Annotated in this window: 24 protein-coding genes; 14 read left to right on the forward strand and 10 right to left on the reverse strand. The window is 44.0% G+C overall.

The genetic code is table 11. The features are described 5' to 3' along the window. The first annotated feature begins 200 nt into the window (after positions 1-200). Positions 201-935, forward strand: a complete 735-nt coding sequence (locus tag MNR06_RS15595; RefSeq protein WP_243537448.1) for a helix-turn-helix domain-containing protein — start codon at positions 201-203, stop codon at positions 933-935. 37 nt (positions 936-972) lie between these two features. Here MNR06_RS15595 and MNR06_RS15600 read toward each other — a convergent pair whose 3' ends face one another. Then, positions 973-5250: a beta strand repeat-containing protein gene (locus tag MNR06_RS15600; protein WP_243537450.1), complete on the reverse strand. Its 4278-nt coding sequence runs from the start codon at positions 5248-5250 to the stop codon at positions 973-975. A 208-nt stretch (positions 5251-5458) separates the two neighbouring features. Here MNR06_RS15600 and MNR06_RS15605 point away from each other — a divergent pair, with 208 nt between their 5' ends. Then, positions 5459-6169, forward strand: a complete 711-nt coding sequence (locus MNR06_RS15605; RefSeq protein WP_243537451.1) for a hypothetical protein — start codon at positions 5459-5461, stop codon at positions 6167-6169. Positions 6170-6219: 50 nt separating this feature from the next. After that, the gene (locus MNR06_RS15610) at positions 6220-7032 is read left to right on the forward strand and encodes a murein L,D-transpeptidase catalytic domain family protein (RefSeq protein ID WP_243537452.1); all 813 of its coding nucleotides are present in this window, start codon (positions 6220-6222) and stop codon (positions 7030-7032) included. Here the strand turns inward: MNR06_RS15610 and MNR06_RS15615 are convergent. The 4 genes from MNR06_RS15615 to MNR06_RS15630 form a co-directional block, all read right to left on the reverse strand. Next, the gene (locus MNR06_RS15615; protein WP_243537453.1) at positions 6973-7746 is read right to left on the reverse strand and encodes an HvfC/BufC N-terminal domain-containing protein; all 774 of its coding nucleotides are present in this window, start codon (positions 7744-7746) and stop codon (positions 6973-6975) included. The two genes, MNR06_RS15610 and MNR06_RS15615, sit on opposite strands and share 60 nt — an antisense overlap. After that, complete coding sequence (bufB, locus tag MNR06_RS15620) at positions 7715-8569, reverse strand: MNIO family bufferin maturase (protein ID WP_243537454.1); 855 nt, start codon at positions 8567-8569, stop codon at positions 7715-7717. The genes MNR06_RS15615 and bufB overlap by 32 nt, the downstream gene beginning before the upstream one ends. Before the next feature lie 23 nt (positions 8570-8592). Continuing rightward, a complete protein-coding gene (locus tag MNR06_RS15625) occupies positions 8593-9204 on the reverse strand; it encodes a YceI family protein (RefSeq protein ID WP_243537455.1) in 612 nt (203 codons plus the stop codon). A gap of 73 nt (positions 9205-9277) precedes the next feature. After that, positions 9278-10708 (reverse strand): S8 family peptidase, encoded by a 1431-nt coding sequence (locus MNR06_RS15630; protein ID WP_243537456.1) that lies wholly within the window; start codon positions 10706-10708, stop codon positions 9278-9280. A gap of 249 nt (positions 10709-10957) precedes the next feature. Here MNR06_RS15630 and MNR06_RS15635 point away from each other — a divergent pair, with 249 nt between their 5' ends. The 7 genes from MNR06_RS15635 to MNR06_RS15670 all read left to right on the forward strand — a co-directional run bounded on the left by MNR06_RS15635 (position 10958) and on the right by MNR06_RS15670 (position 17769). After that, positions 10958-11521 (forward strand): NADH-quinone oxidoreductase subunit B, encoded by a 564-nt coding sequence (locus MNR06_RS15635; protein ID WP_407933187.1) that lies wholly within the window; start codon positions 10958-10960, stop codon positions 11519-11521. Next, positions 11508-13190 (forward strand): NADH dehydrogenase (quinone) subunit D, encoded by a 1683-nt coding sequence (gene nuoD / locus MNR06_RS15645; protein WP_330220893.1) that lies wholly within the window; start codon positions 11508-11510, stop codon positions 13188-13190. Before MNR06_RS15635 ends, nuoD begins: the two co-directional genes overlap by 14 nt. A 12-nt stretch (positions 13191-13202) precedes the next feature. Then, a complete protein-coding gene (locus MNR06_RS15650; protein ID WP_243537457.1) occupies positions 13203-13676 on the forward strand; it encodes a complex I 24 kDa subunit family protein in 474 nt (157 codons plus the stop codon). After that, on the forward strand, positions 13676-14965 hold the full coding sequence (nuoF, locus tag MNR06_RS15655) for an NADH-quinone oxidoreductase subunit NuoF (RefSeq protein WP_243537458.1): 1290 nt from the start codon (positions 13676-13678) through the stop codon (positions 14963-14965). Before MNR06_RS15650 ends, nuoF begins: the two co-directional genes overlap by 1 nt. Further along, on the forward strand, positions 14949-16523 hold the full coding sequence (locus MNR06_RS15660; RefSeq protein ID WP_243537459.1) for a 2Fe-2S iron-sulfur cluster-binding protein: 1575 nt from the start codon (positions 14949-14951) through the stop codon (positions 16521-16523). Before nuoF ends, MNR06_RS15660 begins: the two co-directional genes overlap by 17 nt. After that, a complete protein-coding gene (locus MNR06_RS15665) occupies positions 16520-17044 on the forward strand; it encodes a NuoI/complex I 23 kDa subunit family protein (RefSeq protein ID WP_243537465.1) in 525 nt (174 codons plus the stop codon). The genes MNR06_RS15660 and MNR06_RS15665 overlap by 4 nt, the downstream gene beginning before the upstream one ends. Before the next feature lie 332 nt (positions 17045-17376). Next, positions 17377-17769, forward strand: coding sequence for a hypothetical protein (locus MNR06_RS15670; protein ID WP_243537466.1), 393 nt, complete (start codon positions 17377-17379; stop codon positions 17767-17769). Here the strand turns inward: MNR06_RS15670 and thpR are convergent, their stop codons facing one another. From thpR to MNR06_RS15690, 4 genes are all read right to left on the reverse strand, one after another. Next, entirely contained in the window at positions 17770-18396 is a 627-nt protein-coding gene (gene thpR, locus MNR06_RS15675; protein WP_243537467.1) for an RNA 2',3'-cyclic phosphodiesterase, read from the reverse strand. A 42-nt stretch (positions 18397-18438) separates the two neighbouring features. Continuing rightward, a complete protein-coding gene (locus MNR06_RS15680; RefSeq protein ID WP_243537468.1) occupies positions 18439-19416 on the reverse strand; it encodes a TerC family protein in 978 nt (325 codons plus the stop codon). Positions 19417-19490: 74 nt separating this feature from the next. After that, positions 19491-19937, reverse strand: a complete 447-nt coding sequence (locus MNR06_RS15685; protein ID WP_243537469.1) for a hypothetical protein — start codon at positions 19935-19937, stop codon at positions 19491-19493. Further along, positions 19928-21013 (reverse strand): hypothetical protein, encoded by a 1086-nt coding sequence (locus MNR06_RS15690; protein ID WP_243537470.1) that lies wholly within the window; start codon positions 21011-21013, stop codon positions 19928-19930. The genes MNR06_RS15685 and MNR06_RS15690 overlap by 10 nt, the downstream gene beginning before the upstream one ends. 372 nt (positions 21014-21385) lie before the next feature. Here MNR06_RS15690 and MNR06_RS15695 point away from each other — a divergent pair, with 372 nt between their 5' ends. The 4 genes from MNR06_RS15695 to MNR06_RS15710 all read left to right on the forward strand — a co-directional run bounded on the left by MNR06_RS15695 (position 21386) and on the right by MNR06_RS15710 (position 23947). Next, entirely contained in the window at positions 21386-22282 is an 897-nt protein-coding gene (locus MNR06_RS15695; RefSeq protein ID WP_243537472.1) for a hypothetical protein, read from the forward strand. Then, a complete protein-coding gene (locus MNR06_RS15700) occupies positions 22282-22644 on the forward strand; it encodes a hypothetical protein (protein ID WP_243537473.1) in 363 nt (120 codons plus the stop codon). Before MNR06_RS15695 ends, MNR06_RS15700 begins: the two co-directional genes overlap by 1 nt. A 78-nt stretch (positions 22645-22722) precedes the next feature. After that, positions 22723-23637, forward strand: a complete 915-nt coding sequence (locus MNR06_RS15705) for a hypothetical protein (protein WP_243537474.1) — start codon at positions 22723-22725, stop codon at positions 23635-23637. 1 nt (position 23638) lies between these two features. Further along, on the forward strand, positions 23639-23947 hold the full coding sequence (locus tag MNR06_RS15710; protein ID WP_243537476.1) for a hypothetical protein: 309 nt from the start codon (positions 23639-23641) through the stop codon (positions 23945-23947). 6 nt (positions 23948-23953) lie between these two features. On the opposite strand, the gene MNR06_RS15715 is transcribed toward MNR06_RS15710, so the two are convergent. Beyond that, positions 23954-25408: an adenylate/guanylate cyclase domain-containing protein gene (locus MNR06_RS15715; protein WP_243537477.1), complete on the reverse strand. Its 1455-nt coding sequence runs from the start codon at positions 25406-25408 to the stop codon at positions 23954-23956. Positions 25409-25413: the final 5 nt, after the last annotated feature.

Raw genomic sequence — 25413 nt, forward strand, 5'->3', positions numbered from 1 at the left:
GTTCTAGGCGGCGCTCGAAGGCTCTTTCTTCCCACAGGTAATAAAAGGGTCTTTTATTGTTAAAACGCTCTATTAAAAATCTTAGTAAGCCCATAGTGTGCTCCTTCAATCCTTAGACTCTAAGATCGGCATTGCGGGTGCATATTTCAATACCCTTGCTTAAAGTAGCATTTAGTAATACTCTCGTTTTGAGGTGTGGAATGTCGCAAATAGATCAATTCCTTAACGCGCTAAAAAGAGCTTTGAAGGCCAAAAATGTTTTGTACCGCGATCTTGCTAAGGCCCTGGATCTGAGCGAATCCAGCGTCAAAAGAATTCTTTCTAGCAAAAGCTTAAGCCTAGAGCGTTTAGAAGAAATCTGTCGAGTTGCTGATATCAGTTTTTCAGAAGTAGTGAAGTCAGCCAATCTAGAAGAGGCCAACCAGGTCGTCATCTTAACGGACGACCAAGAGCGCGCCTTAGCTGAAAACATCCGCTTACTGCATTACTATATGATGTTGCATGAAGGAAAGACGCCGCAAAAAATCGAACGTGAATATCAGATCACTCCGGCTGAATCTAAAAAGTATTTGTTCCAGTTGGATCGCCTCAAACTTTTAGAACTGCACCCACGTGATAAAGTGAAATTTAAAAAAACTGGCTTCCTACGCTTCCATCGTGATGGGCCCGTTGGTAAGGCTTTGTTTGAACAAACTAAATCAAGCTATTTAAATTACGATTTTCGTCCTGAAGACTATATTCGTTTTTCATTCTTAAAAGTCAGTCCTCCAACTTTAGCTAAATACAAAGCCAAGTTAGAAAGACTGCTTTTAGAGTTGCAAGAAGAATCTAGGTTTGAAGGGGAGCATAATGTGCCAGTAGTTGAAACGGGCGTACTGCTTTCGTTCCGCCCATGGCAATATTCGTACATGGGTGCGATTAAGAAAAAAGACTAACTTTGTTCCGGGCTCACTCCGGCGATGCCGGAGTGAATTAGTCGATGCGTTTGATACTTAAAGAACCAGCATAACCGACAGTAGCGTACTGAAGATAAGTTTCAACGCCTGTCGGAGGCCCGCAGGTAATCAAATTGCCGACTGATAACGTGCCCATGAAATTAGATTCAGTAAAAGAGGCAGCGGTCGTGACGTGGTCATGATTCCACATAGCATCCGTTCTGCTATCTAAGACTGAACGGTCACCATCTACACCAATACCAACATAGGAAGAACCAGTGCCAGAACCCCGTTGTACACAACGGATCTCATAGGTACCTGCTTTTAAAATGATGCAACCATTGGCATTGCTCGTACAATCAATACTAGTACCCACGTGGTGACCGTGATCCCAGGCATTTTTATAGTTAGACACCCAAGATGTAGGACCTTCTTTCATGCCCCAACTTTTCTGTCCATAAATTTCACCAGTCACTTTTAAGTTACCGCTGACTTCCATTTTTTCTACCGGAGCCGTCACACCAACACCTAATTTCCCAGTCTCTGTGATACGCACAGCTTCTGTATCTTTAGGTTTAAAGATGATGTGGGCTTCATCAGCATCATCGGCCATCGTACGGATTTTAAGACCTTGATAGTCATACATCATTTGGAAATAATCGACAGTGGATTCCCAAGATCTAGACATCGTAAAGGCACTTAGCCAAGAATCATCTTTTTCTACGATATGAACCTGGGCAGCAGGTGCTGATGTGTTAACACCAACGTAACCATCACCGCGCACGACAAATGGATAACTTGGCGTACCGTCAGCATCAACCACGGTATTGATAAGCTTAAATGTCGTAGCTGAGGTTCTATTAACAGCCGCACGAATAACATCGCCAATGAAGGCTGAGGCATGTCTTCCGGTTGCAACTAAAACGTCTTCACCGGCACCACCATCACCACCGCCATCAACCACAAGGGCAGGTTTGTTATCAGCAGCATTAGAGCCCACCTTCACAACACTTGAAGTTGTCGTCGTATAAGTACCTAACGTCGCTGAACCAACCACATGTAATTTTTCTGTTGGGGCGTTGAAACCAATACCGACGTTACCATTGGTATCTATACGCATACGCTCCGTACCGTTACCCGCAGAGGCAGCACCGGTATAGAATAAAATATTTTGCGCAGGAATCTTAGTTGAAGTCGGTCCAAAAGTAGGTTGTCCACCGATTGTCACGTTGATAGATCCGCAATCAACCTCACTTCCCAACAACATCGTTGGTGAAGCCAAAGTACTGTGCGACATCACTGCATTATTAAACGTCCAACAGTTGCCTGGTACGCCAGTGACGATTTCACCTCTGACATCAAGCTTTGCTAGTGGCGACGTTGTGCCAACGCCCACTTGGCCCGTAGAAAGAATCGTCATCTTAGCTGTATTATTGGTGATAAGGTTCAAGCTATAAGCATCGGCCGCACCGACAGACATAGCAGCGCCCGTCGTATTCCCGCCAAGGACCACGGGATTGCTTGTGCCTGCAGGTAAAGCGGAAGCTGGAATTCTGCCGTTGCCATCAAGTAGCAATACTTCGCCAGCGGCTGTCCCTGCTGCCTTTGTCGAAGCCGTTCCAAGACCAGAAACTTGAGTGTTTGCGATAGCGATCGTCTGACACTGAAATTTGTCTGTGATGGCGCTCCAGTTCATTGTTTGACCCGCCGTACATGAAGCCACGTCAAAGGCACTGCCACCGGTAGAGTTCACAAGCTCACTTAATTTTACAAAGTTCGCAGTCCATTTACTGGCAGTGTTATCCCATTTCAAAACTTTATTTGCAGTCGGAGCGGCAGTATCAACCGCATAACCTTGCAGTTTTGCGACTGCAGGACCAGGATAAGATCCACTTAAATCACCACTGGCTGATCCAGTCGGAGCGGCACCTGTTGTTGCAATTGTGATTGAACCAGTGCCATTCGCGATCGAGATACCTGTGCCCGCTGTTAGTGTCGCTTTGGTTAATGTATTTCCGGTGGTATTACCAATTAAAAGCTCACCGTTCACATAGGAAGTTTGACCCGTACCACCTTTATTTACAGGGACAGCACTGGCTAAATTCGCTGGGGTTAAATTCGTGATTAAAGAACCATTCACCGCAGGAATTTTTGCGGTTCCATCAAGTTGTAGAATTTGATTATTTCCCGTACCTACGTTCACGTTTAAAGTCACGGCACCGGTTGTGCCGCCACCAGTAAGACCTGTACCCGCAGTTACGCCAGTGATCGTACCACCAGAACCTGCAGAAGAAGCGATACCAACCCAAGCACCCGAATTATATTGATAGATAACTTTTGTATCCGTCGCAAAATAAATCGCACCTGCAGTAGGGGAGGCGGGTTTACTTGCATCCAGGCCCGTTTGCACTGAAGGAGTGCCCCCTGCATTCAACATGTAGTTGCCTGCAGCTTGTTTATTATTAAACGTATTCCAATCAGTCGAAGACAAGTAACCATTTGTTGAAGTGGTCGCTTGAGAAATGGAAATCGCTGGCGTCGTTGAACCCGTCGCCACAGACAATGGAGCGGAAGCTGTTACGTTAGTAACAGTACCACCAGCATTTGTATCTGTATCAGCAGCTGGCGCCCAGTTTGTGCCGTTATACTTAAGAACTTGTCCATTGGTAGGCGCAGTCGCATCAACACCCACTCCACGGATTTTCGCCACGGTTGGATTTGGATAGGTACTGCTTAAATCTCCACCCGCTGAACCCGTCGGCGCAGCACCAGATGTAGCGATGGTAATTGAGCCATTGCCATTCGTAATCGTAACACCAGTTCCCGCGGTCAAAGTAGACTTCGTTAAAGTGTTTCCAGAAGAGTTACCAATGAGAATTTGACCATCGGTATATGAGGACTGACCGGTACCACCTTTATTAACAGCAACAACTGTTGATAAATTCGCAGGATTTAAATTTGTTAAAGCAGAACCATCAACCGCAGGCAACTTTGCTGTGCCATCAAGCTGAACGATCTGATTATTGCCCGTACCAACGTTCACGTTCAAAGTCACAGCCCCCGTCGTACCACCGCCCGTTAAACCAGTTCCAGCAGTAACACCAGTGATTGTTCCGCCCGCATTTGAATCTGCCGATGCTATCCACTTAGTGCCATCATATTTTAACACTTGCCCACTTGTCGGCGCTGTTCCATCAACCGCTACACCTTTGATTTTATCAACACTGACAGCACCAATGGTTCCACTGATATCACCAGCAACCGAAACGTTGATGGCCTGACACTGGAAGGATCCAGAAACAGAATTCCAATAAGGAGTTTGATGAGCGGCGCAGTTTCCGCTACCAACAGCCGCATTGAATGCCGCTGTCGTCTGATAAGTTGCTAGATTCGCAGATAGCCCTGTGACATCAGAAATACCCACGGCAGAACCAACCCACTGAGTGCCATCGTATTTCATATACTGACCCGTGGTTGGTGCAGAGCTTGCCACATCCACGCCACGAATTTTTGCAACACCAGGATTAGGATAAGTTCCAGTAAGGTCGCCACCTGCATTTCCATTCGGTGCACGAGAATCAGTGAAACGAGCATCATCACCCGCGGCCACGGTATTTGCAGCCGTACCAACATTCAAAGTCAGTTGCGGCGTCGAAGTTCCGCTAGCTACTGATAAATAAGCATTTGCTGAAGTAACATTCGTAACGGTACCACCGCTTGCACCAGAAACAGCGGCGCAGGTAAATGCGGTGCCATCGAAAGTTAAAAACTCACTAGCCGCACAGGCTGAAACCGTATTTTTCAAAACGAATTCAGAAGCAGTGTGAGTTCCTAACTTTTCTGAAGACTTTGCATAAGAAGCATAAGGCACAGAGCGAATCACGTTATCAGGCTCAATGGTTTTCCATCCGGTGCCATCATGAAAGCGCACGCGCAGGCGACGAAGATCCCCAGAAGCAGCATTGTAAGTCGCACCGCCAGCACAGTTGAAAGTATCAGAGTTATTGAATGAATCAGTTAAAGTAAAAGTGCCGTTATTAGGATGGGTCTGCGTGCCACCACCAATGGGAACATCAAACACACCGTTAGAATTGGTCAGGTCGATATTATCGATTTGTTCGCGATAGATAATGCACTGACCATTAGGGTTTGTGATTTCAAATTGAAAACTCACATTGGAATGTTCTAAAGGTATCCCATCTGATTTTATGATTCGACCTTGATAGGTCAGCGAGGCTGGTGCCGCCAACGAAAGTTGGGGAACAAGTAGCAAACAAACAACCAAGAACATTCCGTGATAAATTTGCGTTTTCATGAGGTATTTATCGGCAGAAAGAACTCCCAAAAAGAGAGGTCCTTAGGGATTCTTAATGATAGTGTTCCGCGATGATACCGGGAACCCCTACTTAAGTTCGCGGGGGATGTTGGATTTTTTGTCGAACTGTTAGACAGTTCTTTAGATTTTTCCAAGGATTTCAGGAAGGTCCAGGGGACTAAGAACTTTTGTGGTATTAATAGGCCCTATGAAATCTTTTTTTCAAGCCTTGCTTCTAGCAGTCCTGGTTAGCTTCATACCTGCAGTTTCTTCTGCAAAGGCTTGTTTAACTGCGCACATCAAAGATGCCATCCAGTTAAATAAAAAACGTGCCGTCGTTTATGATCAATTGACCCACGGTCAAAGCAAAGCGGTTTCAAAAAAGCTGATTCGTATGGAAACTTGGCTCATGTTCGCAGTGCCTTTTGCTGATGGTTGGGCACTTCCTTATCAAAAAGCAGGCGTAAATATTTTGTGTGATGACTTCATCGATATGTCTGAAACGCCGGCTTTTAAAACGATGAATCCTGATGGCAAAGATAATGTCGCTAACTTTAAAGCCGTAGATGTGAAGCCGATCATCCAAGATCTTGATTATCTACTAGATAACAACTTTTATACCTCTATTGCGAATTATGCTGACGAGCAAATAAAAGAGATGGATAAGAATCCAAGATACAATTGCATGGTGAAACACGTTTTAGAATCCATTCGGCGTATGGCGATTTTAGCTCCGCGCCACAATGCTTTAGCTAAAAAAAGAATCAAAATTCCGTCGATCACTCTTTCAAAGATCGTTTTGAGAAACCACATAAACATGCTTGATACGTCTTCTGAAATTGATGTGCTTGCAGCACCAATGCAAGCAGATGGAATTCAAATTGTATGTCAGGATGTTCCTTTCATTCCCGTTCCTTAATTTCCTAATATTAATTTGCTGAAGCTATTTTAAGAGTGAAGAGTTAAGAGATGCCTTTCTTAACTTTTCTTAAAATCTCATTCCCAATTTTATTGAACTTGGGATTTTTAAATTACACCTATGCAGGCATGTTCGATCGTCGCACTTCTGACGGCCGTTTGGTTTTTGATTCTCTTGTTGAACAAGGACTTCCCCATGAAGCTTTGGATCTTCTGTTTCGAATGTTTGATTATAACGAAGGGATTATTCCCAACATCGATTCCGCAGTGATCGTTGATTATTCAAAACCTTCTACTGTTAAACGACTTTATTTACTGAACTTAGTGGAAGGTACCTTCGAATCTTTTTATGTCGCCCATGGCATTCGTTCTGGAATTTTAGAGGCGCGCAACTTTTCAAATCTTTCTGAAACCTGGAAAAGCTCTTTAGGTTTTTATTTTGCTAAAGGCACTTTCATCGGAAAAAAGAATGGACTTTCTTTGTATCTAGATGGGGTTGATGCATCCAACGACAACGCTCGTGTTAGAAACATCGTTTTACATGGCGCCAAATATGTCAGTGAAGATTTCATTCGACAAAACGGTCGCCTGGGCTGGAGCGAAGGCTGTTTTGCTGTCAGCATTGAACATTTAAATTACATAGTTACAGCCTTACAGACTGGAAGTTTGATTCTATCGTATCATAAGGATTTGATGAAATATGCGCGCCGTAACCCACAGGAACAGGCTCTTCTTGGTGATGAGTATATTCCTGCGGGTGTGAATCAACAGCGAGTGCCGGGTGAAGGCGGTGGCGTGGATTTTTTAGGTTTCCAATACCAAAACATCTTCAATGATTCCGGCCTTCATCATCATCTCAAATAATTGAGCAATTTTATCCGGGGTCATCGAAGTAGAAAAATCCGCCAAGGAAGTATTCACTGACAAACCTTCTTTTAATTCCATGATCACTTGGGCTTCAACCACATCTATTCTTTGCACGAAAATCTTGGACTGCTTTTTGTAAAACAAAAGACTTTCTGCGTGGTTCCAGTTGATGTCTTCAAACTCATAGGCAGGTTCTTTGCGACGACTCCACAATTCGTAAACTGCATAAGGGCTATCAAAAATATCCATACCTTCGATGAATTGAATTTTGAAATCGTCAGAATGTAAAAGCTCTTTGATTTGTTCTGCTGGCAACGGATGCGGCGTCGGTGCATCGTTCATTTTTTTATAGGACCATTCAAAGCGTGCAAGATCGTACAAGAAAGGAATGCCTTTCGACGCATGGGAGTTTTTCACAAATTCCGGAAACGTTCTGCCATGATCAGCCAGGTTGTAGGAAATCGAAGGCTCGCTTTCGATAAATCCACGGCACAGATCGTTGAAAAGATCTTTGCCGACTACCCATCGAACAGCTTCAAATGTTTCACCCAAAGCTTCTGTCAGACGGGCGATATAACCGCGATTGTAAACTTCAAAGGCTGCATCCAAAGAAAGTTTTCCGACCGGTTTTAGTTCTTCCACCGTTTTCGGATCGGCTTTGGCGTTTAGCATTCCATCTTTAAACAGCTTCTGTGCTTCGTTCAGATTCATATGAACTCTCCAATATGCTGACAGCTTTTGCGACTTCAGTTTCTAGTTCGTTAAAATCAGGAATGTCTTCATCTCGCTCAATCAAGATTGGCAAATGGCGAATTTGTGGCGCCGTCATCTTAAATAAATTCCAAACCGGTTCAGGAATTTCTTTAGAGTGTGTATCAAACAAGAAATCCCCGTAATCGGCAGGACCTGACATATGAACCTGTGCCACACGTTCCATCGGAATGTGATTTAGGAAATAGCGAGGATCAAAGCCGTGATTATAGGAATTCACATACACGTTGTTTAAATCTAAAAGAATTCCGCAACCAGATCGGCGGCTGACTTCAGCAACGAAGTCCCATTCGTTCATTTCATTGCGGCGATAGCTGATGTAAGTGGAGACGTTTTCAAGAATCAGCGGGCGCTTTAAAAAGTTTTGTACGAAATCAATATTGTGAACAAGGGTTTCAATGCTGTCTTCCGTGAATGGCAATGGCAGCAACCCGTGCAGGTTTTGTTCTTCAACGCCGGTCCAAGAAAGATGATCTGAAACGATGAAGGGTTCTACTTGTTCAATCAGTTCACGCAGTTTTTGCAAGTAATCCACACGAACTCCACCAGGGGAGCCAATGTTCATAGAAACACCGTGCAGAGCCAGCGGGTAGTCCTGACGAATCATTTGCAGCATTTCTAACGGACGCCCGCGCGTATCCATATAGTTTTCTGAAATGGCTTCAAACCAGGCCACCTCTGTTGAAGGACGTTGTTCTAAATACGGAAAATGGGGTGGCCTAAGGCCTAAGCCCACCTTGTGCGAAAAAGATTTTGATGGCATTTGTGATCCCTTTTGTAACCGATTTATTTTTTAGCTGGTTCAGAAGCCTTAGCAGCTTTGACTTCTTTGGCTTCGCCGTCGATTTCAATTTCTAAATCGTCGCCGACAACCCATCCGCCTTTATCTAAAGATTTGTTCCAATTAAGTCCGAAATCTTTACGGTTGATTTTGGTTTCAGCATCGAAAGAGATGATTCTGTTACCCATGGGATCTGTGACAGCACCATTGTAATCGACATCCAAAATCACCTTTTTAGTGATTCCGCGAATGGTTAGATCACCTTCGATTTTATCTGGCTTGTCTTTTTCATAGATTGTTTTAGTTCCCTTGAAAGTCAGTTCAGGAAACTTGTCGGCATCAAGAAAATCTTTACTGCGCAAATGTTTGTCGCGGTCTTTTTCATTGGTGTCGATGGAGTTGGCTTTGATAGTCACCATGACGTTATCCACCTTCATGGTTTTTTCATCGAATTCAAAGCTGCCAGAGAATTCATTGAAGCGACCTTTGACCTTTGAAACCATTAAGTGGGGGGCTTTAAAGGTCACGTCTGTATGGGCTTTATCGAGTTCGAATTTTGTCGCTTGAGCAGAAAGACAAATAGAAGATGCTAAAAATGAAAAAAGTAGAACACGCATAGTCCCTCCGTGGGTGTTGCATGTTCTACTTTTTTTTATGTACTAAACTTTTACAAATTAAGGTTCTGAAAGATTAGTATTTCATCAAAGCTTCAACATCAAGCTTGCCGCCTGACACTGATTTATTCGCAAGAGAGTTCACTTTTTTAACTGAACCAAGAAGTGCAGCTTTCACATCTTGCCATGACTTCGTTGGGTTTGCTGACCAGTAAAGAGCAGCAGCACCTGCAACGTGAGGGGCCGCCATAGAAGTGCCATCCCACGTAGCTTTGATACCGAATTTATCAATCACTGTATCGCTATAGTTGTTGCCAACAGTTGTAGAGAAAACCTTCACGCCAGGAGCACCGATATCGACACCTCTAGCGCCCCAGTTCGAAAAAGATCCCAATTGATCTTTAACATCTAAAGCAGCAACAGAAATGATAATATCGTGATCATAAGATGCTGGATAAGCAGGCAACTTGTCAGTGTCGTTGTCATATCCCACACCTTTGTGGCCATTACCCGCAGCGGCGATGAACAAAACACCTTTGTCTTGTGCGTACTGAACTGCATCGCGAAGTGCTTTATTTTCTGGAGCACCTGGCTCTTCACCTTCAGAACCCCAAGAGTTGTTCATAACTTTAGCGCCGTTATCAACAGCGTAAGTGATGGATTTGATGGCATCAGCTGTTGTACCGCCACCACGTTCTGCGATGAAACGTAAAGCCATGATTTTTACATTCGGAGCCACACCTGCAACCCCTTTAGAGTTGTTACCCGCAGCTGCTACACAACCCGCAACGTGAGTTCCGTGACCTGGGTTTCCACCTTTGAAAAGCTGATTGATGCTGTCAAAAGAAAGATCGTAAGGTTTGTTATCGTTAGTAACGAAATCCCAACCAACGATGTCATCAACGTATCCGTTGTTATCGTCGTCGATGTTGTTGTTAGCGATTTCTTTTGGATTTCTCCACATGTTTGGCAAAAGATCTTCGTGAGTGTAATCAACACCTGTGTCGATCACAGCAACAACCATTTCTGGATTTCCGCGAGTCACTTTCCAGGCTTCAACCACGCCGATATCCAACATGCCCCATTGTTTGTTGAATAATGGATCCGCGCCAGAAACCGATTGCGGGGCGTCAGGAATAGCCGGGTTGTCTGGGCGAGCAAGACTTACGAATTGTGGGTTGCGGCTTAGCATTTTTGCCAAAGCAGCTCTGCGCAATGGATCTTGGATTTTATAATCTTCAATCAAAGTGATTTTATAGTTTGGCTGAACGTACTCAACAGCAGGATTTTTTTCTAAACTTTGTACGCTCACTTTTGAAGAAGTCTGAACGCGAACCCAAGAATCGTTAAGTTTTTCAACTTTCGCGCCTTGCATTTGGAATTCCATCACTCCAGGTGCTAGTTTAATGAGCAAATCTTGTTTTTTAGAGTTTGCTTGCGCTCCGAAGCTTAGGGAAATGACAGTCATTCCCAGGAACAAGGACATCTTGTTCATCACTTTATTCATATTGTTTCTCCTTTCGAGGCCCCTCGTGGAAATGCAAACAGGGATGCCTGCAAAACCTTTCCTCGACTGATGTTGAGTGAACTTTTAGTGTGAAGTGACGAGACTAGAGAATCAATTTCATTTGCCCATTTATGGAAAGCCGCGTTGTAGAATTCTTCCGCCGCGCCTATAATACATATCTAGTTGTCAGGATTATGGATTTTCATTAAACACTTAATGATAGCTAATTGAAATTACAGAGGTGTATTTATGCACAAGAATCAAGTGCAGGGTTCCGCGTCCCATGAAGGCGCATCAGGAACTCAAGCTGTAGATGACATGTCTAGAGACTTCGCCTTCACGTCGAAGCTCGATGCTTTGGTAGCGTGGGGACGTAAGAACTCTTTGTGGCCAATGCCTTATGGTACTGCTTGTTGCGGTATCGAGTTCATGTCAGTGATGGGACCCAAATATGACTTGGCTCGCTTCGGTGCCGAAGTGGCACGTTTCTCTCCTCGCCAAGCTGACTTATTGGTTGTTGCCGGAACTATCACTGAAAAGATGGCTCCCGTTATCACTCGTATTTATCAACAAATGCTTGAACCAAAATACGTTATCTCCATGGGAGCTTGTGCAAGCTCTGGTGGTTTTTACCGCGCGTATCACGTTCTTCAAGGCGTCGACAAAGTAATCCCAGTGGATGTTTACATTCCAGGTTGCCCTCCGACTCCAGAGGCGGTGATGGACGGTATCATGGCATTGCAACGTATGATTGCGACAAACACTCCACGTCCTTGGAAGGACAATTGGAAAAACCCATATGAACAAGCTTGAGAATTTAAAACAGGCCTTAAGCGGCAAATTTAAAATCGAAAACTACAAGTTCATCCACGCTGTGGGCGATGATGTTCTTGAAGTTCCTAAAGAAGACGTGCCAGCGCTTTTGATGCACTTACGTGAAAGTGGCGCATTTGATTTCTTGATGGACGTTTGCGGTGTTGATTACCCAGCTCGCGAAAGACGTTTCGACGTTGTTTACAATTTATTTTCTTCTAAAGACGCTTCTCGTTTGCGTATCAAAGCGCAAGTCGGTGAAGGCGAATCTATCGGCACTGCGATCAACGCTTACAAAGGCGCAGACTGGTTTGAGCGTGAAGCTTACGACATGTTCGGTATCATCTTTGATGGTCACCCGAATCTTCGCAAGATTTTGACTCACCACCAATTCGTAGGTCATCCGCTTCGTAAAGACTATGAAGCTGATCACCAACAGTCGTGCACGACTTCATTGCCAATCCATTTCCTAAATGAGCCCGGCTCTCCTGGGGATGTATTGAATGACAAGTATGTTCCATTGAACATCGGTCCTGCCCATACAGCGATGCACGGAACTTTGCGTGTAATGGCTGAAATGGACGGGGAGACGATCGTTCGCGCGAACTGCGAAATCGGTTATCTTCACCGCTGCTTTGAAAAAATGGCGGAAACTCACCCATACAACCAAGTGATCCCGTACACAGATCGTTTGAACTACTGTTCAGCGCCAATGAATAACATTGGTTACTGTAAAGCGGTTGAAAGAATCTTGGGCGTTGAAATCCCACCAAAAGCACAAGCAATGCGTGTTATCTTGGCGGAACTTTCTCGTATCATCGACCATACGATTTCAATCGGTACTGGCGCGATGGACTTGGGTGCATTGACATCTTTCTTCTATATGTTCGGACTTCGTGAAGAAGTTTACGGTCTATTCGAAAAACTTTGCGGAGCTCGTTTGACTGTATCCATGACTCGCGTTGGTGGTATGGCTCAAGATGCGCCTGAAGGTTGGTTCGATGAAGTTCTTGCACTTTGTAAAGAACTTCGCCGTGGTACTGACGAAATGGCAGCAATGGTTGTAGATAATAAAATCTTCATCCAACGTACTCGTGGCGTGTGCCCGGTTTCTGCAGCTGATGCGATCCAATGGGGTTACACGGGTCCAATGCTTCGTGCATCGGGCGTGAACTTGGATTTGCGTAAAGCAAAACCTTACTATGGTTACGACGCTCTTGATTTTGACGTTCCAGTTGGAACTAGCGGTGACATCTATGATCGTTATCTAGTTCGCTTCGAAGAAATGCGCCAATCTATTCGTATCATCGAACAAGTTTGTAAAAACGTTCCAGGTGGTGATTACACCATCCGTGACAAAGGCATTGTTCTTCCAGAGAAAAAAGACGTTTACGGAAACATTGAAGGTTTGATGAATCACTTTATGTTGATCATTAAAGGTCTTCGTCCACCAGTAGGTGAAGTTTACGATGCGACTGAAGCGGCTAACGGAGAGTTGGGCTTCTATCTAGTGTCTGACGGCTCTGCAAATCCATATCGTTTGAAAGTTCGTCCACCATGCTTTGCGATCTATCAGTCTTATCCGACTGTAGTTAAAGGCGCGATGCTTGCGGATGCGATTGCGACGATTGCATCCATGAACCTTATTGCCGGCGAATTAGATCGTTAAGAGGAAGCGACAATGTTTAAACTGAGTGACCAAGGTTTGGCAGAAGTAAAAAAAGAACTCGCTCGTTACGAAGCGCGTGAGTCTGCTATCATCCCAAGCCTTTATATCGCGCAAAAAGAAAACAACGGTTTCATCACTCCAGGTATGATTTCATATCTTTCGCAAGTGATGGAGCTTCCTGAAGCGCGCATTAACGAAGTATTTAAGTTTTATACTATGTTCAACCAAAAGCCGGTGGGTAAATACCACGTTCAAGTGTGCACGAATATCTCTTGCGCTCTTGAAGGCGGCCGTGAGTTGGCAAAACACATCTGCCACGAAGTGGGCGTTAAGTTCAACGAAGTCAGCGCAGATGGTCGTTTCACAGTAAGCAAAGTGGAATGCCTTGGTTCATGCGGAACAGCTCCAATGATGCAAGTGAATGACACTTACTACGAAAAGCTTTCTCCAGAGACTGCGATGAATCTTCTTAGAGGTATGAAATAATGGCTGAAGTAAAAGTACTTACAGAATTCTATCATTTAGATGAGTACCAAACTCTTGCTGGTTACAAAGCAAAGGGTGGTTACGAGACTTTGCACAAAGCCTTTAAAATGCAACCTCAACAAATCATCGATGAAGTGAAGGCTTCGGGTCTTCGCGGTCGTGGTGGTGCGGGATTCCCAACGGGTATGAAATGGGGCTTCCTTCCTAAAAACGGAGAACCTCGTTACCTTCTGTGCAACGCCGATGAAGGTGAGCCAGGTACATTTAAAGACCGTATGATGATGGAGCGTGCTCCTCACCAATTGATCGAAGGTATGATCATCTCTGCTTTCGCGATCGGTTCTAATAAAGGTTATATCTACGTTCGTGGTGAATATGTTTTCCCAATTGAATGTCTATATAAAGCGATCAAAGAAGCTTACGCAGCAGGCTTGTTAGGTAAAAACATCTTGGGTTCAGGCTTTGACTTTGACCTTGATGTTTACCGTGGTGCCGGCGCCTATATCTGCGGGGAAGAAACAGGCATGATTTCTTCTTTGGAAGGTCTTAAAGGCCAACCAAAATTGAAACCTCCATTCCCAGCGGTTCAGGGTTACTTAAGAAAACCGACAATCGTAAATAACGTAGAAACTTTGGCAGCTGTTACTTACATCGTTAAAGATGGCGCAGCTACTTACCGTAAACATGGAACTGAAAAATCAGCGGGAACTAAATTGTTCTCTTTATCTGGTAACGTGATGAAGCCAGGTAACTATGAAGTTCCATTGGGTTACCCATTGATGGATCTCATCATGAAAGAAGGCGGCGGGATGAAACCTGGCCGTAAGTTGAAAGCTTGTATCCCGGGTGGATCTTCTGCTCCGGTGTTAACAGCTGAAGAAGTTGCGAAAGCAAATCTTGATTATGAATCTTTGGCAGGTCTTGGCACGATGTTGGGTTCTGGTGCGGTTATCGTACTAGATGATTCACAATGTATGGTGGATATGTTGGGAGTTCTAACTCACTTCTATGCCCATGAATCTTGTGGTCAGTGTACTCCATGCCGTGAAGGTACTGGTTGGTTGGATAAAGTACTTCATTCAATCCTAGAAGGCCGCGGTCGTTTGCAAGACATCGATCTATTGATCAAAGTTGCTGACAACATGAAGGGTAAAACTATTTGTGCCCTTTCAGATGCAGCAGCGTTGCCAGTTCTTAGCTTTGTAACAAAATATAGAGATGAATTTGAGTTTTACGTTCGTGAAGGACGCTCGAAAGTAAAAGGAGCGACATATGAAAGTCACCATTAATGGCAAAGAAATCGAAGTAAAAGAAGGCACTTCGATCATCGAAGCCATGCAACAGTCTGGCGATCGTATCGCTCACTATTGCTGGCATCCAGGTTTGAGCGTTGCCGGTGTTTGTCGTCTTTGCATGGTGGAAATCGAAGGAAATCCACGTGTACAGATCGCTTGTAACACTATGTGCACGGAAGGCATGAAGGTTAACAACACGTCTGAAAAAGTGCGTGATGCAGTTAAATGGGGTCTAGACTTCCATTTGATCAACCATCCTTTGGATTGCCCTATCTGTGACCAAGCCGGTGAGTGCGGACTTCAAGACCAATACATGGAGTACGGTAAGTACGATCCAGAAATGGCTGAAGCGAAAGTTAAAAAGCACAAGGTTGTAGATCTTGGACCAACAGTGGTGTTGGATTCTGAGCGTTGCATTCTTTGCTCTCGCTGTGTTCGTTTCACTGAAGAAGTTTCTAAAACGAATGAACTTGGTATCTTCAACCGTGGTGACCGCTCTGAAATCGGCACCCATGAAGGTGTTGAGCTTAATAATAAATATTCTATGAACACCGTAGACATCTGCCCGGTGGGAGCTTTGACTTCTAAAGACTTCCGCTTCCGTCAGCGCGTTTGGTATCTAAAAGATGCTGAAACAGTTTGTAACGGTTGTTCTACGGGTTGTTCTGTAAAAACTTACTATAACAAGGAAGGTTTCTTCCGCGTTAAGCCGGTTTATAACGAACAAGTTAACGGTTACTGGATGTGTGATGAAGGTCGCGATCTTTATAAGTTCGTGAACAAAGATGCACGTATCTTGAAAGCCACTGTTCGCGTAAATGGTGTTCAAACTGAAATGACTGCGGGAGCTGCTGCGAAGGCTGCTAACGAAGTGCTTAAATCCGCTTCTGCAGATTCTTTGGCACTAGTTCTTACAGCTCAATACACAGTTGAAGAGTTCGATGCGATTGTTTCTACATTCGTAAATGAATTCAAATCTAAGAAAATCTATTTCTGGATTAACAACAAAGAGAACTTTGATTCTTTCGACGGACTTCTTCTTCGTGGAGATAAAAATCCGAACACAAAAGGTCTTCTTAAAGTTCTTGAAAAACACGGTATCACAGCAACTTGGAACGATCTGTCTTCAGGTCTTTCAAGCGGTGCAGTTAAAACTGTGGTTGTTGCAGGTCCTGAAAACCAAGTGGTGTTCCCTGACTTCGCAGATCGCGTAAGAGAGATTTCAAAAGCTCAAAACGTCATCTGGATGCAAGCGGGTAAGAACGAAGCTTTATCTGGTTTGACTGGCAACGTTTGGATCATCCCAACGAAGTCTTACGTTGAAAAAGACGGAACTTTCATCAACCACGCAGGTCTTGAACAAAAGTTCAAAAAAGTGACGACAGTGGTGTCTGAAGCTCTGACTTTGACTGAAGCGGCGTTGTTGCTTGCAGGTAAAAACCTTGTGATGCCAACTCCGACTCCGTTCATGCCGACAAATCAGCGCTCTGACCAAGTGACTTTGGAAGCTCGTAAAAAGAACGAGTTTGTATTTAGAAGAGGTAGCTTATGAGCGTAATGCAAAATAACTCCGAAAAGGCGAAGTGGTATTTGCCGGGTATCCTTGGTGGTATGGGTATCACCATGAAGCACTTGGTGAAGAACCTTCTTAACCGTAAGAAGATGATGACCTTGAACTATCCAGAGGAGAAGTATGAATACTCTCCACGTTTCAAAGGGAATCACGTTCTGACTGTGAAAAAAGACGGCTCACTTCGTTGCACAGCTTGTATGTTGTGCGCGACGAACTGCCCAGCTGAATGTATTAAAATCACGGCAGCGGAACATAACGATCCGCACGTTGAAAAATACCCAATCAGCTACGAAATCGATATCCTACGCTGCGTATTCTGCGGTTACTGCGAAGAAGCCTGCCCAGTGGATGCAATCCGCTTAGGCCCTGAATGGCAAACGCCAGCAGTTAACGGTGGAAATTTCATCTATGACATCAACCATCTGGCATATCGCCCGAACCTAAAGGGCGGTATTCAGACACACGTGGATGATGAGGAACGCAACAAGAGCGGTATCTAAAGGCCGTCGGGTCGTCGATAACGGCCCAACTGCTGCGTTGGAAGAACCTTCGCTTCTCTCCGACGTACCTTACAGGTACGCCTGCGTTTCGCGAAGAACCTTCCGCCTTGCATTTGAACCGTTCTCGCCAACCCTTATTCATTGCTATGATCGGGAAAAATAAAGGAGCCTTCGAGGCTCCTTTATTTTTTTGTTCGTTAGGGCTGGACGGTCGCTTCGCTCCGTCGACGCCTTTAAGGTGCCTGCTTCTTTTTTAGGCCCATGGTGCGTTATGCTTTTTTCTTGAGCAATTCCGGTTCGTCTCCCAGACTTTAGTTATGAGGGGGACTTTTATGAAATCACTTTTAGTCATCATGATGCTTTTGGTTTCGGCTGTATCTTTTGCTGAACCGGTTCAGACTTTGTCGGTAACTCCGGTTCCAGGTGATAGCCGTGATGAATATCTTCACTACAACTTTGGTACTTCATTTGTGCATTCAACTAAGTTTGTGGATTTCCAACTTCGTGCGGAAGGGCCCGAACCAACACAAATTCGTGGCGTAGCATTGTATGGAAATGGATTCTGGGGGGAGACTAACTGTCCTCCGACTCTGTTCCCGGGTCAGTTCTGTACTGCTCGTGTTTATTTTAGACCGAGCTTTACCGGTCACCACCATGGCGACCTGATCTTCCACTTGTATAATAAGAATATCTACGTTCGTTTGTTTGCGAACGCTATTCGCTAACTAGATTTGAAAATCATTTGTCGAATAAGCCTCTTCTTCAAGGGGCTTTTCTTCTCCGGTTAGTTTTGCTCGATAAATCGGAATGTAAACCGGGTAGTGGCCTTGCAGTTTTGATTCGTACAAAACTATTTCGTTCACGTGAATCTTGCCGAAGCTTTTTCTTTTAAATGGCGAAATCATATCTTTCACACTTCGTGGATTACGTAAGCGACCGAAGGTTAAGTGGGGCGAGAAATCTCTTTCTTCTTTGTGCTTTAATAACCCAGCTTCTAAGAAGGTGTGTTCAAGTTCTTCTTTGAGCTCCTGAAAGCGGCGTTTTTTCTGAACACCCAACCATAAAACTCTGGCGTCGTGTTCATTTGAAAAGGCTCCGACATCATCGATCTTTAAATCAAATGGTGCGAAATTCGCGCACACTTGATTTAAAACTTCTTCGATGCGCGGAATGTTTTGTTCTGGCGTATCCCCGAAGAAAGTAACCGTGACGTGGAAGTTATCAATCGGCACCCACTTCACATCGATTTCTCTTTTATCAAAATTGATTTTTATTTTCTTATAGGTCGGAAGAAAAGACTGGGACAAGGGATCGGTTGCATTCAGAGCCAGGAACAATCTGCGCGTCGTCATAGAAGCCCCCTAAAGTTAGTATTTACTGGGAAGAAGGCTTTGTCATGTCTTCTTTGCGGGAAAAACTAAAGAAGCTACAATGGAGCTACCAATAAATACCGTGATGATCGCAAGCGAAAGCAATATCGGGAAGTGGCCATCGTAAAGATCATTAAGCCAAACCATTTTTAAACCAACAAAGATTAAAACCGCAGCTAGACCATATTTGAGCAAATAAAACTTATCAACGACTCCAGCTAACAGAAAATAAAGGGACCGTAAGCCCAGAATCGCAAAGATGTTGGAAGTGAAGACTAATAACGGTTCATTGGTGATAGCAAAGATCGCTGGCACTGAATCCACCGCAAAGATCACGTCGGTAAACTCCAAAAACACCAAGGCAATAAACAAAGGAGTGGCAAAAACTAAATCCCCTTCCTTAACAAAAAAATGATGTTCGTGAAATTGATGAGTGACCCGCAGATGTTTTTTTAAAAACTTAATTAACCAGTTCTGTTCTGGATCAATAGCTTTTTCTTCACTGATCATCATCTTGATTCCGGTAAAAATTAAAAAAGCACCGAAGATCCAAACCACGGCTTTATATTGCATTAACAAAGCACCCAAACTGATAAAGATCGCGCGGAAAATCAACGCACCTAAAATCCCAAAGAACAGCACACGATGTTGGTATTTCGGGGGGATGCCAAAAAATCCAAAGACGACCACGAAGACGAAGATATTATCCACGGATAAAGACTTTTCAATCACGTAGCCGGTCAGAAATTGTAAACTGACTTCTTTAGCAACGCTTGCATCCTGAAATTTATGAAGGGTGTAGTAGTAAAGAATGCCACAAAAACCCATGGCTAAAGTAACCCAAGCAATCGACCATAAACCGGCTTCTTTAAATGAAACGGTGTGGGAGTCTTTGTGGAAAATACCTAAGTCAATGACGAGCATTAGCAGCACGAAGCCAATGAAGGCTGCGTAAAACCACCAGTAATCATTTATGGGAAATAACAAAGGGGCTTGGTCCACCAAAAGTCCTCCATCACAACAGTGTAGGGACTTTTAGGTTTTTTTAAAAAAGGATCTTTAACACTTGCGCCAGACTATCGATCAGCTTTTTTCCAAACACAAGTGTAAGGCAAAGAACCTTGAATATCGTGTGTTAGTTCTAGCTTCAATTTGCTGACCGTCGCAGTAGATTTAATGTTGGATGTAATCTTACCACTGCAAACTTCTTGATTGATTCTTACTAAAGTCGTTTCATCAGCAGAATTCTTTTCGTGAATTGTTTGTTCGCGGAACTCACAGTTCGCATCTAAATCAGACTCTACAACTTTTTGTGAGTTCTTAGCATCAAAGCGGTAGGAACCACCCAAGGCTAAATATTTTTGTGAAACCGCTTTTGCGCTAAAGTTTAATTCATCAGCGCAAAGGTCTTTTTCGCCAGCAACAAGTTCGTATCTGCCAGCTTCAAGTAAAGTCAATGTTTGCGCTTGCGCTGAAAAACCCATGAACAAAGATAAAGCTAAAACTATATTTCTTAGAAACATAAAGCAAATCTCCTCATTTGTGGTCTGATTTGGTCAGCACCTCTTCTTACCGGACCCCAGTAACTTGATGAACTGACCCCAGTGCGGCCTTTACTTAGCGAAGTCGAAGCAAGGATGTCAACCGCACAGCGGGCCTGTTTCGCAGCGGTGTTGATGCTGCGGCAAGCAGCTCCTCGCCAAGCGCGCACGTTCGCATCTTTTTCTAACGCCCATAAGCCGTAACCTTGGTAGGGATTTAAACGACTTAATTTTCCGTTTCTCCAAATGTGTGTGCCATGCAGTTGCGTGACGTTACAGCTCGATTCTTCGTGAGCAAGGACAGTCCAAAACCAAGCCCATGCATTTAGTTTTTGCGCTGTCGATAAAGTATTAAACTTCGGGCAGAAGCTGCCTAAGGCGTTACTTCCTAAAAAGTGACGAGCGTAATTAGGTTCTGCCATAATAGAAACTAAACTTTGACCATGTTCACCCAGCTGACCTTGTGAATTCATAAGAGCACTGCAAGCTCTGGCTACGCCATAACCATTTAAAGTGGAGCGAGCACCAGTTGTTGTATTCGAAGAGCACTGCGTGCAATTCTGACCTTGGCCATTCACACGGCTGTTGGTGTTATTTATTAAATCAATAGCGTCACTGACTTCGCCGCGCGGGGCAGGGCTGGGAACTGGAACCTGTGTCGCAGGAACATCTTTTCTAGTTTCCGCACCTTTTGCTTTCTCAATAGATGAAGTGCTGCGTGATGGGCCTTTCCCATTCGGAACCTCTTCAAAAAGTGCTAACTCAGAATTTCCGACTTTGTGATAAACCCAAAAAACTTCACCAGCGCGAGGGCCCGCGCTTACTTTCATCTTAATGCCGTAATTTCCTGAAGGAAGTTTTGTGTAAGCAAGGATTTCCCCGCGAGTGCCTTTATTTAAAACTGTGCGCACATTGTTTGAACCAACAAAATTAGCAGAGCTTCGGGCATTCACGGCGCCTTCAAGTTCAACGTACTTTTCTTTGCCGGTAAATCCTGCCAGAAAAACCGTGCAAAGCAGGCTTGAAATAATGGGTTTAATAATCTTTTTGCTCATCATAAGAAAAAGACTATGCAAGCTTTGATACAGATCTTTCGATTTTACGTTTCGCCTTTGTTTTCATCGGCTTAAGCTGATTAACTGCAAAATCTGAAAACACCTCTAACAGCCCTGAAACGGAAAAGTGTCACTGTCCTGATCAAGGTCTAGACATGAATTTCGTTCTGATGATTTCAAAATGAGACATTTAAATTTCTGACTAATATATGGAGGCGGGTGTTCATAGACTTATCAATAATATGACAAGTCCCTGATATATCTTATTCTTCCTGATGCAGATCCTTTATACAGACTTAGACTTAAATCCCTAAGTATCTTCAGTATTTTCTGTGTCACTTGCTAAATTCCACAATTTTTCTACAATTAAAAAACATGAAAAAACTAATACTTTTTATCGTTATTGTATCTAGTAGTAGTGCTTACGCTTTTACACGCAGTAATTCGATCAGCATGCTTGATGATGATGGAACGGATTACACTTCTAACTATACTTCAAAACCGGCAGCAACAAGTGGTGGCGGCGGAAGCGGGAGCACAGGTCCTGGCATTTATGATGAACTTAATAGATATGAACCCTTCAGAAATGCTTTCGCGCAAGAAGGAAGCTGTGATCATGTACCTACTCAAGTAAGAAAAGCATTCTCTGAAGCCGTGGATTTTTCTAAATCCTGCGGAGCTGCTAGATTGGCTCCGGGTAAAAAAATTGCCATCAATGATTATTCAGGCCAAGGACATTCGTTGATGTACATATTCGATCAAAATGGATCTTGTATCAAAGCGATTCCAATTTCTTGGGGTGGTGGTAATCCGCGCACGGGAAGAATGGAAGCCTGCAGTACTGAAAATTCACGTAAAACTCCACCAGGATTTCATATCACAGCGGCACACAGGAACGGCGCTAAATATAACCAATATAATTCTTTAGGCTTAGCAGGTCTTTGTGGCCAGAACAGTTTAGGAGAGCGTGGAATCTTAATTCACGGATCGCGCGGGGTCGGCCGTGGATCTTCATGGGGTTGTACAGGCGTACCAAACTTCAGTGAAGTCAATCAGCTCTTAGGCGTTGGCTCGTTGGTATATAACTATTTCGGCAGTAAGGGACAGAATAACTGTAGTGATCCATCGGGATTTGAGCCGCGTTGTGAACCAGAAGCTTTGGCTTACCAAGCCGCCAATGAATCCCATGGTGGGGGCGTTTCACGTGAATACCGCGGTTCATCAAGTGGCAGGGCGAATGGAAGTGGCCGTGGCAAAAGAGGAGCCCGCTAATGAAAGCACTATTAATACTAACTTTATTTTTTTCAATGAGCGCGTTCGCAGCTGAAAATGAAAAATCAGTTGTTGCTGAAAAACCAAAAGCTGCAGTGGTGGAAGCTGAAACAGAACCGCCTATTATTAAAGGCACAGATATCGAAGTTGATTCCTATGATGCGCCCACTGACACGTTTGAAGTCGTTATTGTGAAAGAGCCTGGTGTGGGACCCAATATCGCCACCAGCGATGATCTTTTTAAAGCTACCGGGATCGATCCAGAAAATAAAAAGAATAAGGATTTAGTCGGTTCGACTTTTAAACTGAAAGAAGAATTGAAGTTGCTTACTGAGGAAGAAGCAGCGGCTAGAAAGAAATAATTTTTTAGAGTCCCAGCTTCGGTTGGGATTTTTTGTGCGTTCATTATAAACATGCAATTGTTCACCAAAAAGAGACTTATGAAAAAAATAATTTTGTTATCGCTGTTGATAGGTTTTGAGGCCTTCGCTTTTTCAAAAAGTAGCGCTACGAAACTTCTGACACTAAACGGACGTATTGGCGGAGGCGGTGGGGGAGGAAACTCTCAGTATAACGATCTTCCTTCTGGCAGTTGTGGCAATGTTCCTGCTCATATTAAAAAAGCGTTTAATGAATCGATAGCTTTTACTAAGTCATGTAGTGCAGCGCGAATCGCAAGTAACAAGATGGTCGCCATAAATGACTTTTCTGGTGTGAATAAACCCATGATTTATATTTTCGATCTTCAAGGCAATTGTAAAAGAGCGACAGGAATTTCCTGGGGACGTGGAATTCCTCGCAGAGACTCTATAAATATGTGCAGCAAGTATGGTTCGCTTAAGACGCCGCCAGGATTCCACATCACGACTCCTTACAGTGGTGTTAAGTATGATAATTCTAACAGTTTAGGTTTGGGAGGATTGTCGGGCCAAGACAGTTTGGGCCGTGGAATCTTACTTCATGGTAAATGGTATACTGATGGAGCCAACACGTATGGTTGCATTGGAGTTCCCGATGCCGAACTACAAGATATTAAATCCCTACTTGGTCATGGTTCGCTAGTGTATAATTATTCAGGCGACCGTCAGCAAAGCGATTGTAGCAATCCTGCCGGGGTTAAGCACACTTGTGACCCAGAACAAAGAGCTAGCGAAGCCTTGAGAAATTCCGGGGGAGGTAAAGAAGTACCTCGATCTAAAGAGTTTGTTTTATCATCCCCGCCAGCAGAGAAAAAGGTAACGCCAGCTCCTGAAAAAACAGAAAAAGTGGTTGTTGAAGAAGAAAGAACTGAACGACGAGCACCGGTTGAAGCAACTGAAGATGATGATGTTGGAATTGATGGAGGCGGGATTTAATATGAAATATTTAATAGGTTTTATTCTGATTTTTTCTCTAAATGCAAACGGCCAGAAAGCCGCGAATAAAGTACGCTCTGAACCACCCATAAAAAAAGGCGCTGTCATTGAGATCGAAGAGTATTACACAGAGTCTGATACTTTTTCAGTCGTCATTACCACTGAAAGAGAAGTCGGACCTAACATCGCGACCCGTAAAGCTTTGTTTAAAGCAATTGGCTTAGAAGGCAAAGTGAAGAAAAGCGATCTAATCGGTGCGGAATACACCTTAAAAGAGGATCTTCCGTTAATTGCTCCAGAAAATCCTTAAATATTATTACGCTGATGCAGCTGGTGAAACGGCTGCATCGTCTAATTCATAGCCGCATTGACGGCATTTCACGACGTAAATACCTTGGGCATTTGTATCTAAATAAAGAACTGAATCCGCACAAGTAGGGCAGTGGTTGGTACCGGTCTCTTGCTTCGTCAGTGGCGCTTGGACAAGTTCAAAAACGATATGCTGATCGCCTTCAAACCCCTTGATCACTTTTTCGCCAATGCTACTAACCGAATATTTTTCAGCCATCAAGCACATGGCGATGTCTGAATCGATCAAAATTTGATTTGGCTCTGCTAAGTTGGTTAAGCGGGAAGCAAATGGCAGTGGCGCACCGATGGCTGTGTAAGACCGGAAGAACTTTTTGTTTCCGTAAAAACCAACGTTTGCGTAGCCCGCAGAAATTCCGATGCGAATCTGCATTTCTTTTTTCCAGTTCATCAAGTAGAACTCACGGTCTTGGGCCAAAGCCGTACGAACTTCCATCGCAGCTAAGCAAGTGCGCTGAATATAATCGGAATAGCGGATAGGATCGTTGGCAAAGGCAAGAATACCATCGCCTTGGAACTTATCAATGGTGATGTCGTATTTTAAAAATATCGTCACTACAGTATCCATGAATCGAGCTAGAACCAGATCCACTTTGGCTTGGTCTAAGCGAACGACTCTTTCTGTTGAGCCTACAATGTCGACAAAGATCGCACAAATCTGCGCACGACGGACGCCTTTTTCTAAGTCCACGCGGCCATCGCGGATAGCTTGAACAACCTGGGGGCTGAACTGAGTACTTAAAGAATTTAAACGAACAGCTTCCTCGGTTTTCGAGCGAATCATGACGTCGCGATTCGAAATTTCAGTCTTTAAAGCCAAGCGGCTGTTGATTTCGCGAACTCTAAGTTTTTCATGGAAGAAACGGATCAAAAAACAAATTACAATGGCACCAACGATAAAAAAAGAGTTTAAGGCGATGGATTTAAAGTCATCTAAGCCTTGCGCCTTAGATAAAACGATAGCGTAATACGGAAAATAAATAGCTAGAGCGGTACAAATAAAGAATGCAAATGAAAATGGAATGAATGACAGTCCGCCGATGGCCACCAGATTTAATCCTGCATAATAAGAGGTGCCCACGTCAGGAATCAGCGCAATCATGATATTGATCGGCAGCGCCACAAGCCCACAGTAAAGGGCCGCAAATACCTGCGCCCGTCGGGGAGTCTGTTCTTTTTTAATTTCATGTTGGGCTAACAAACACACGGGAATGATTGTTAGGCGCAATGCCAGGAACGGCCACTTAAACTGCGGCACATACATAAGATCTGCAAGCCAGAACGCCATAAATAATGGCACCGCCATCCAATTGGCGATCACCTTTAATACAGATCTAATTTCTTCTAGGATCTCGGACTCACGAAGGTGAGCGCTCGAGATCTCATTTCCTGGAAATTTCAATCAAG

It is taken from the genome of Bdellovibrio reynosensis (assembly GCF_022814725.1).
GTDB classification, from domain to species: domain Bacteria; phylum Bdellovibrionota; class Bdellovibrionia; order Bdellovibrionales; family Bdellovibrionaceae; genus Bdellovibrio; species Bdellovibrio reynosensis.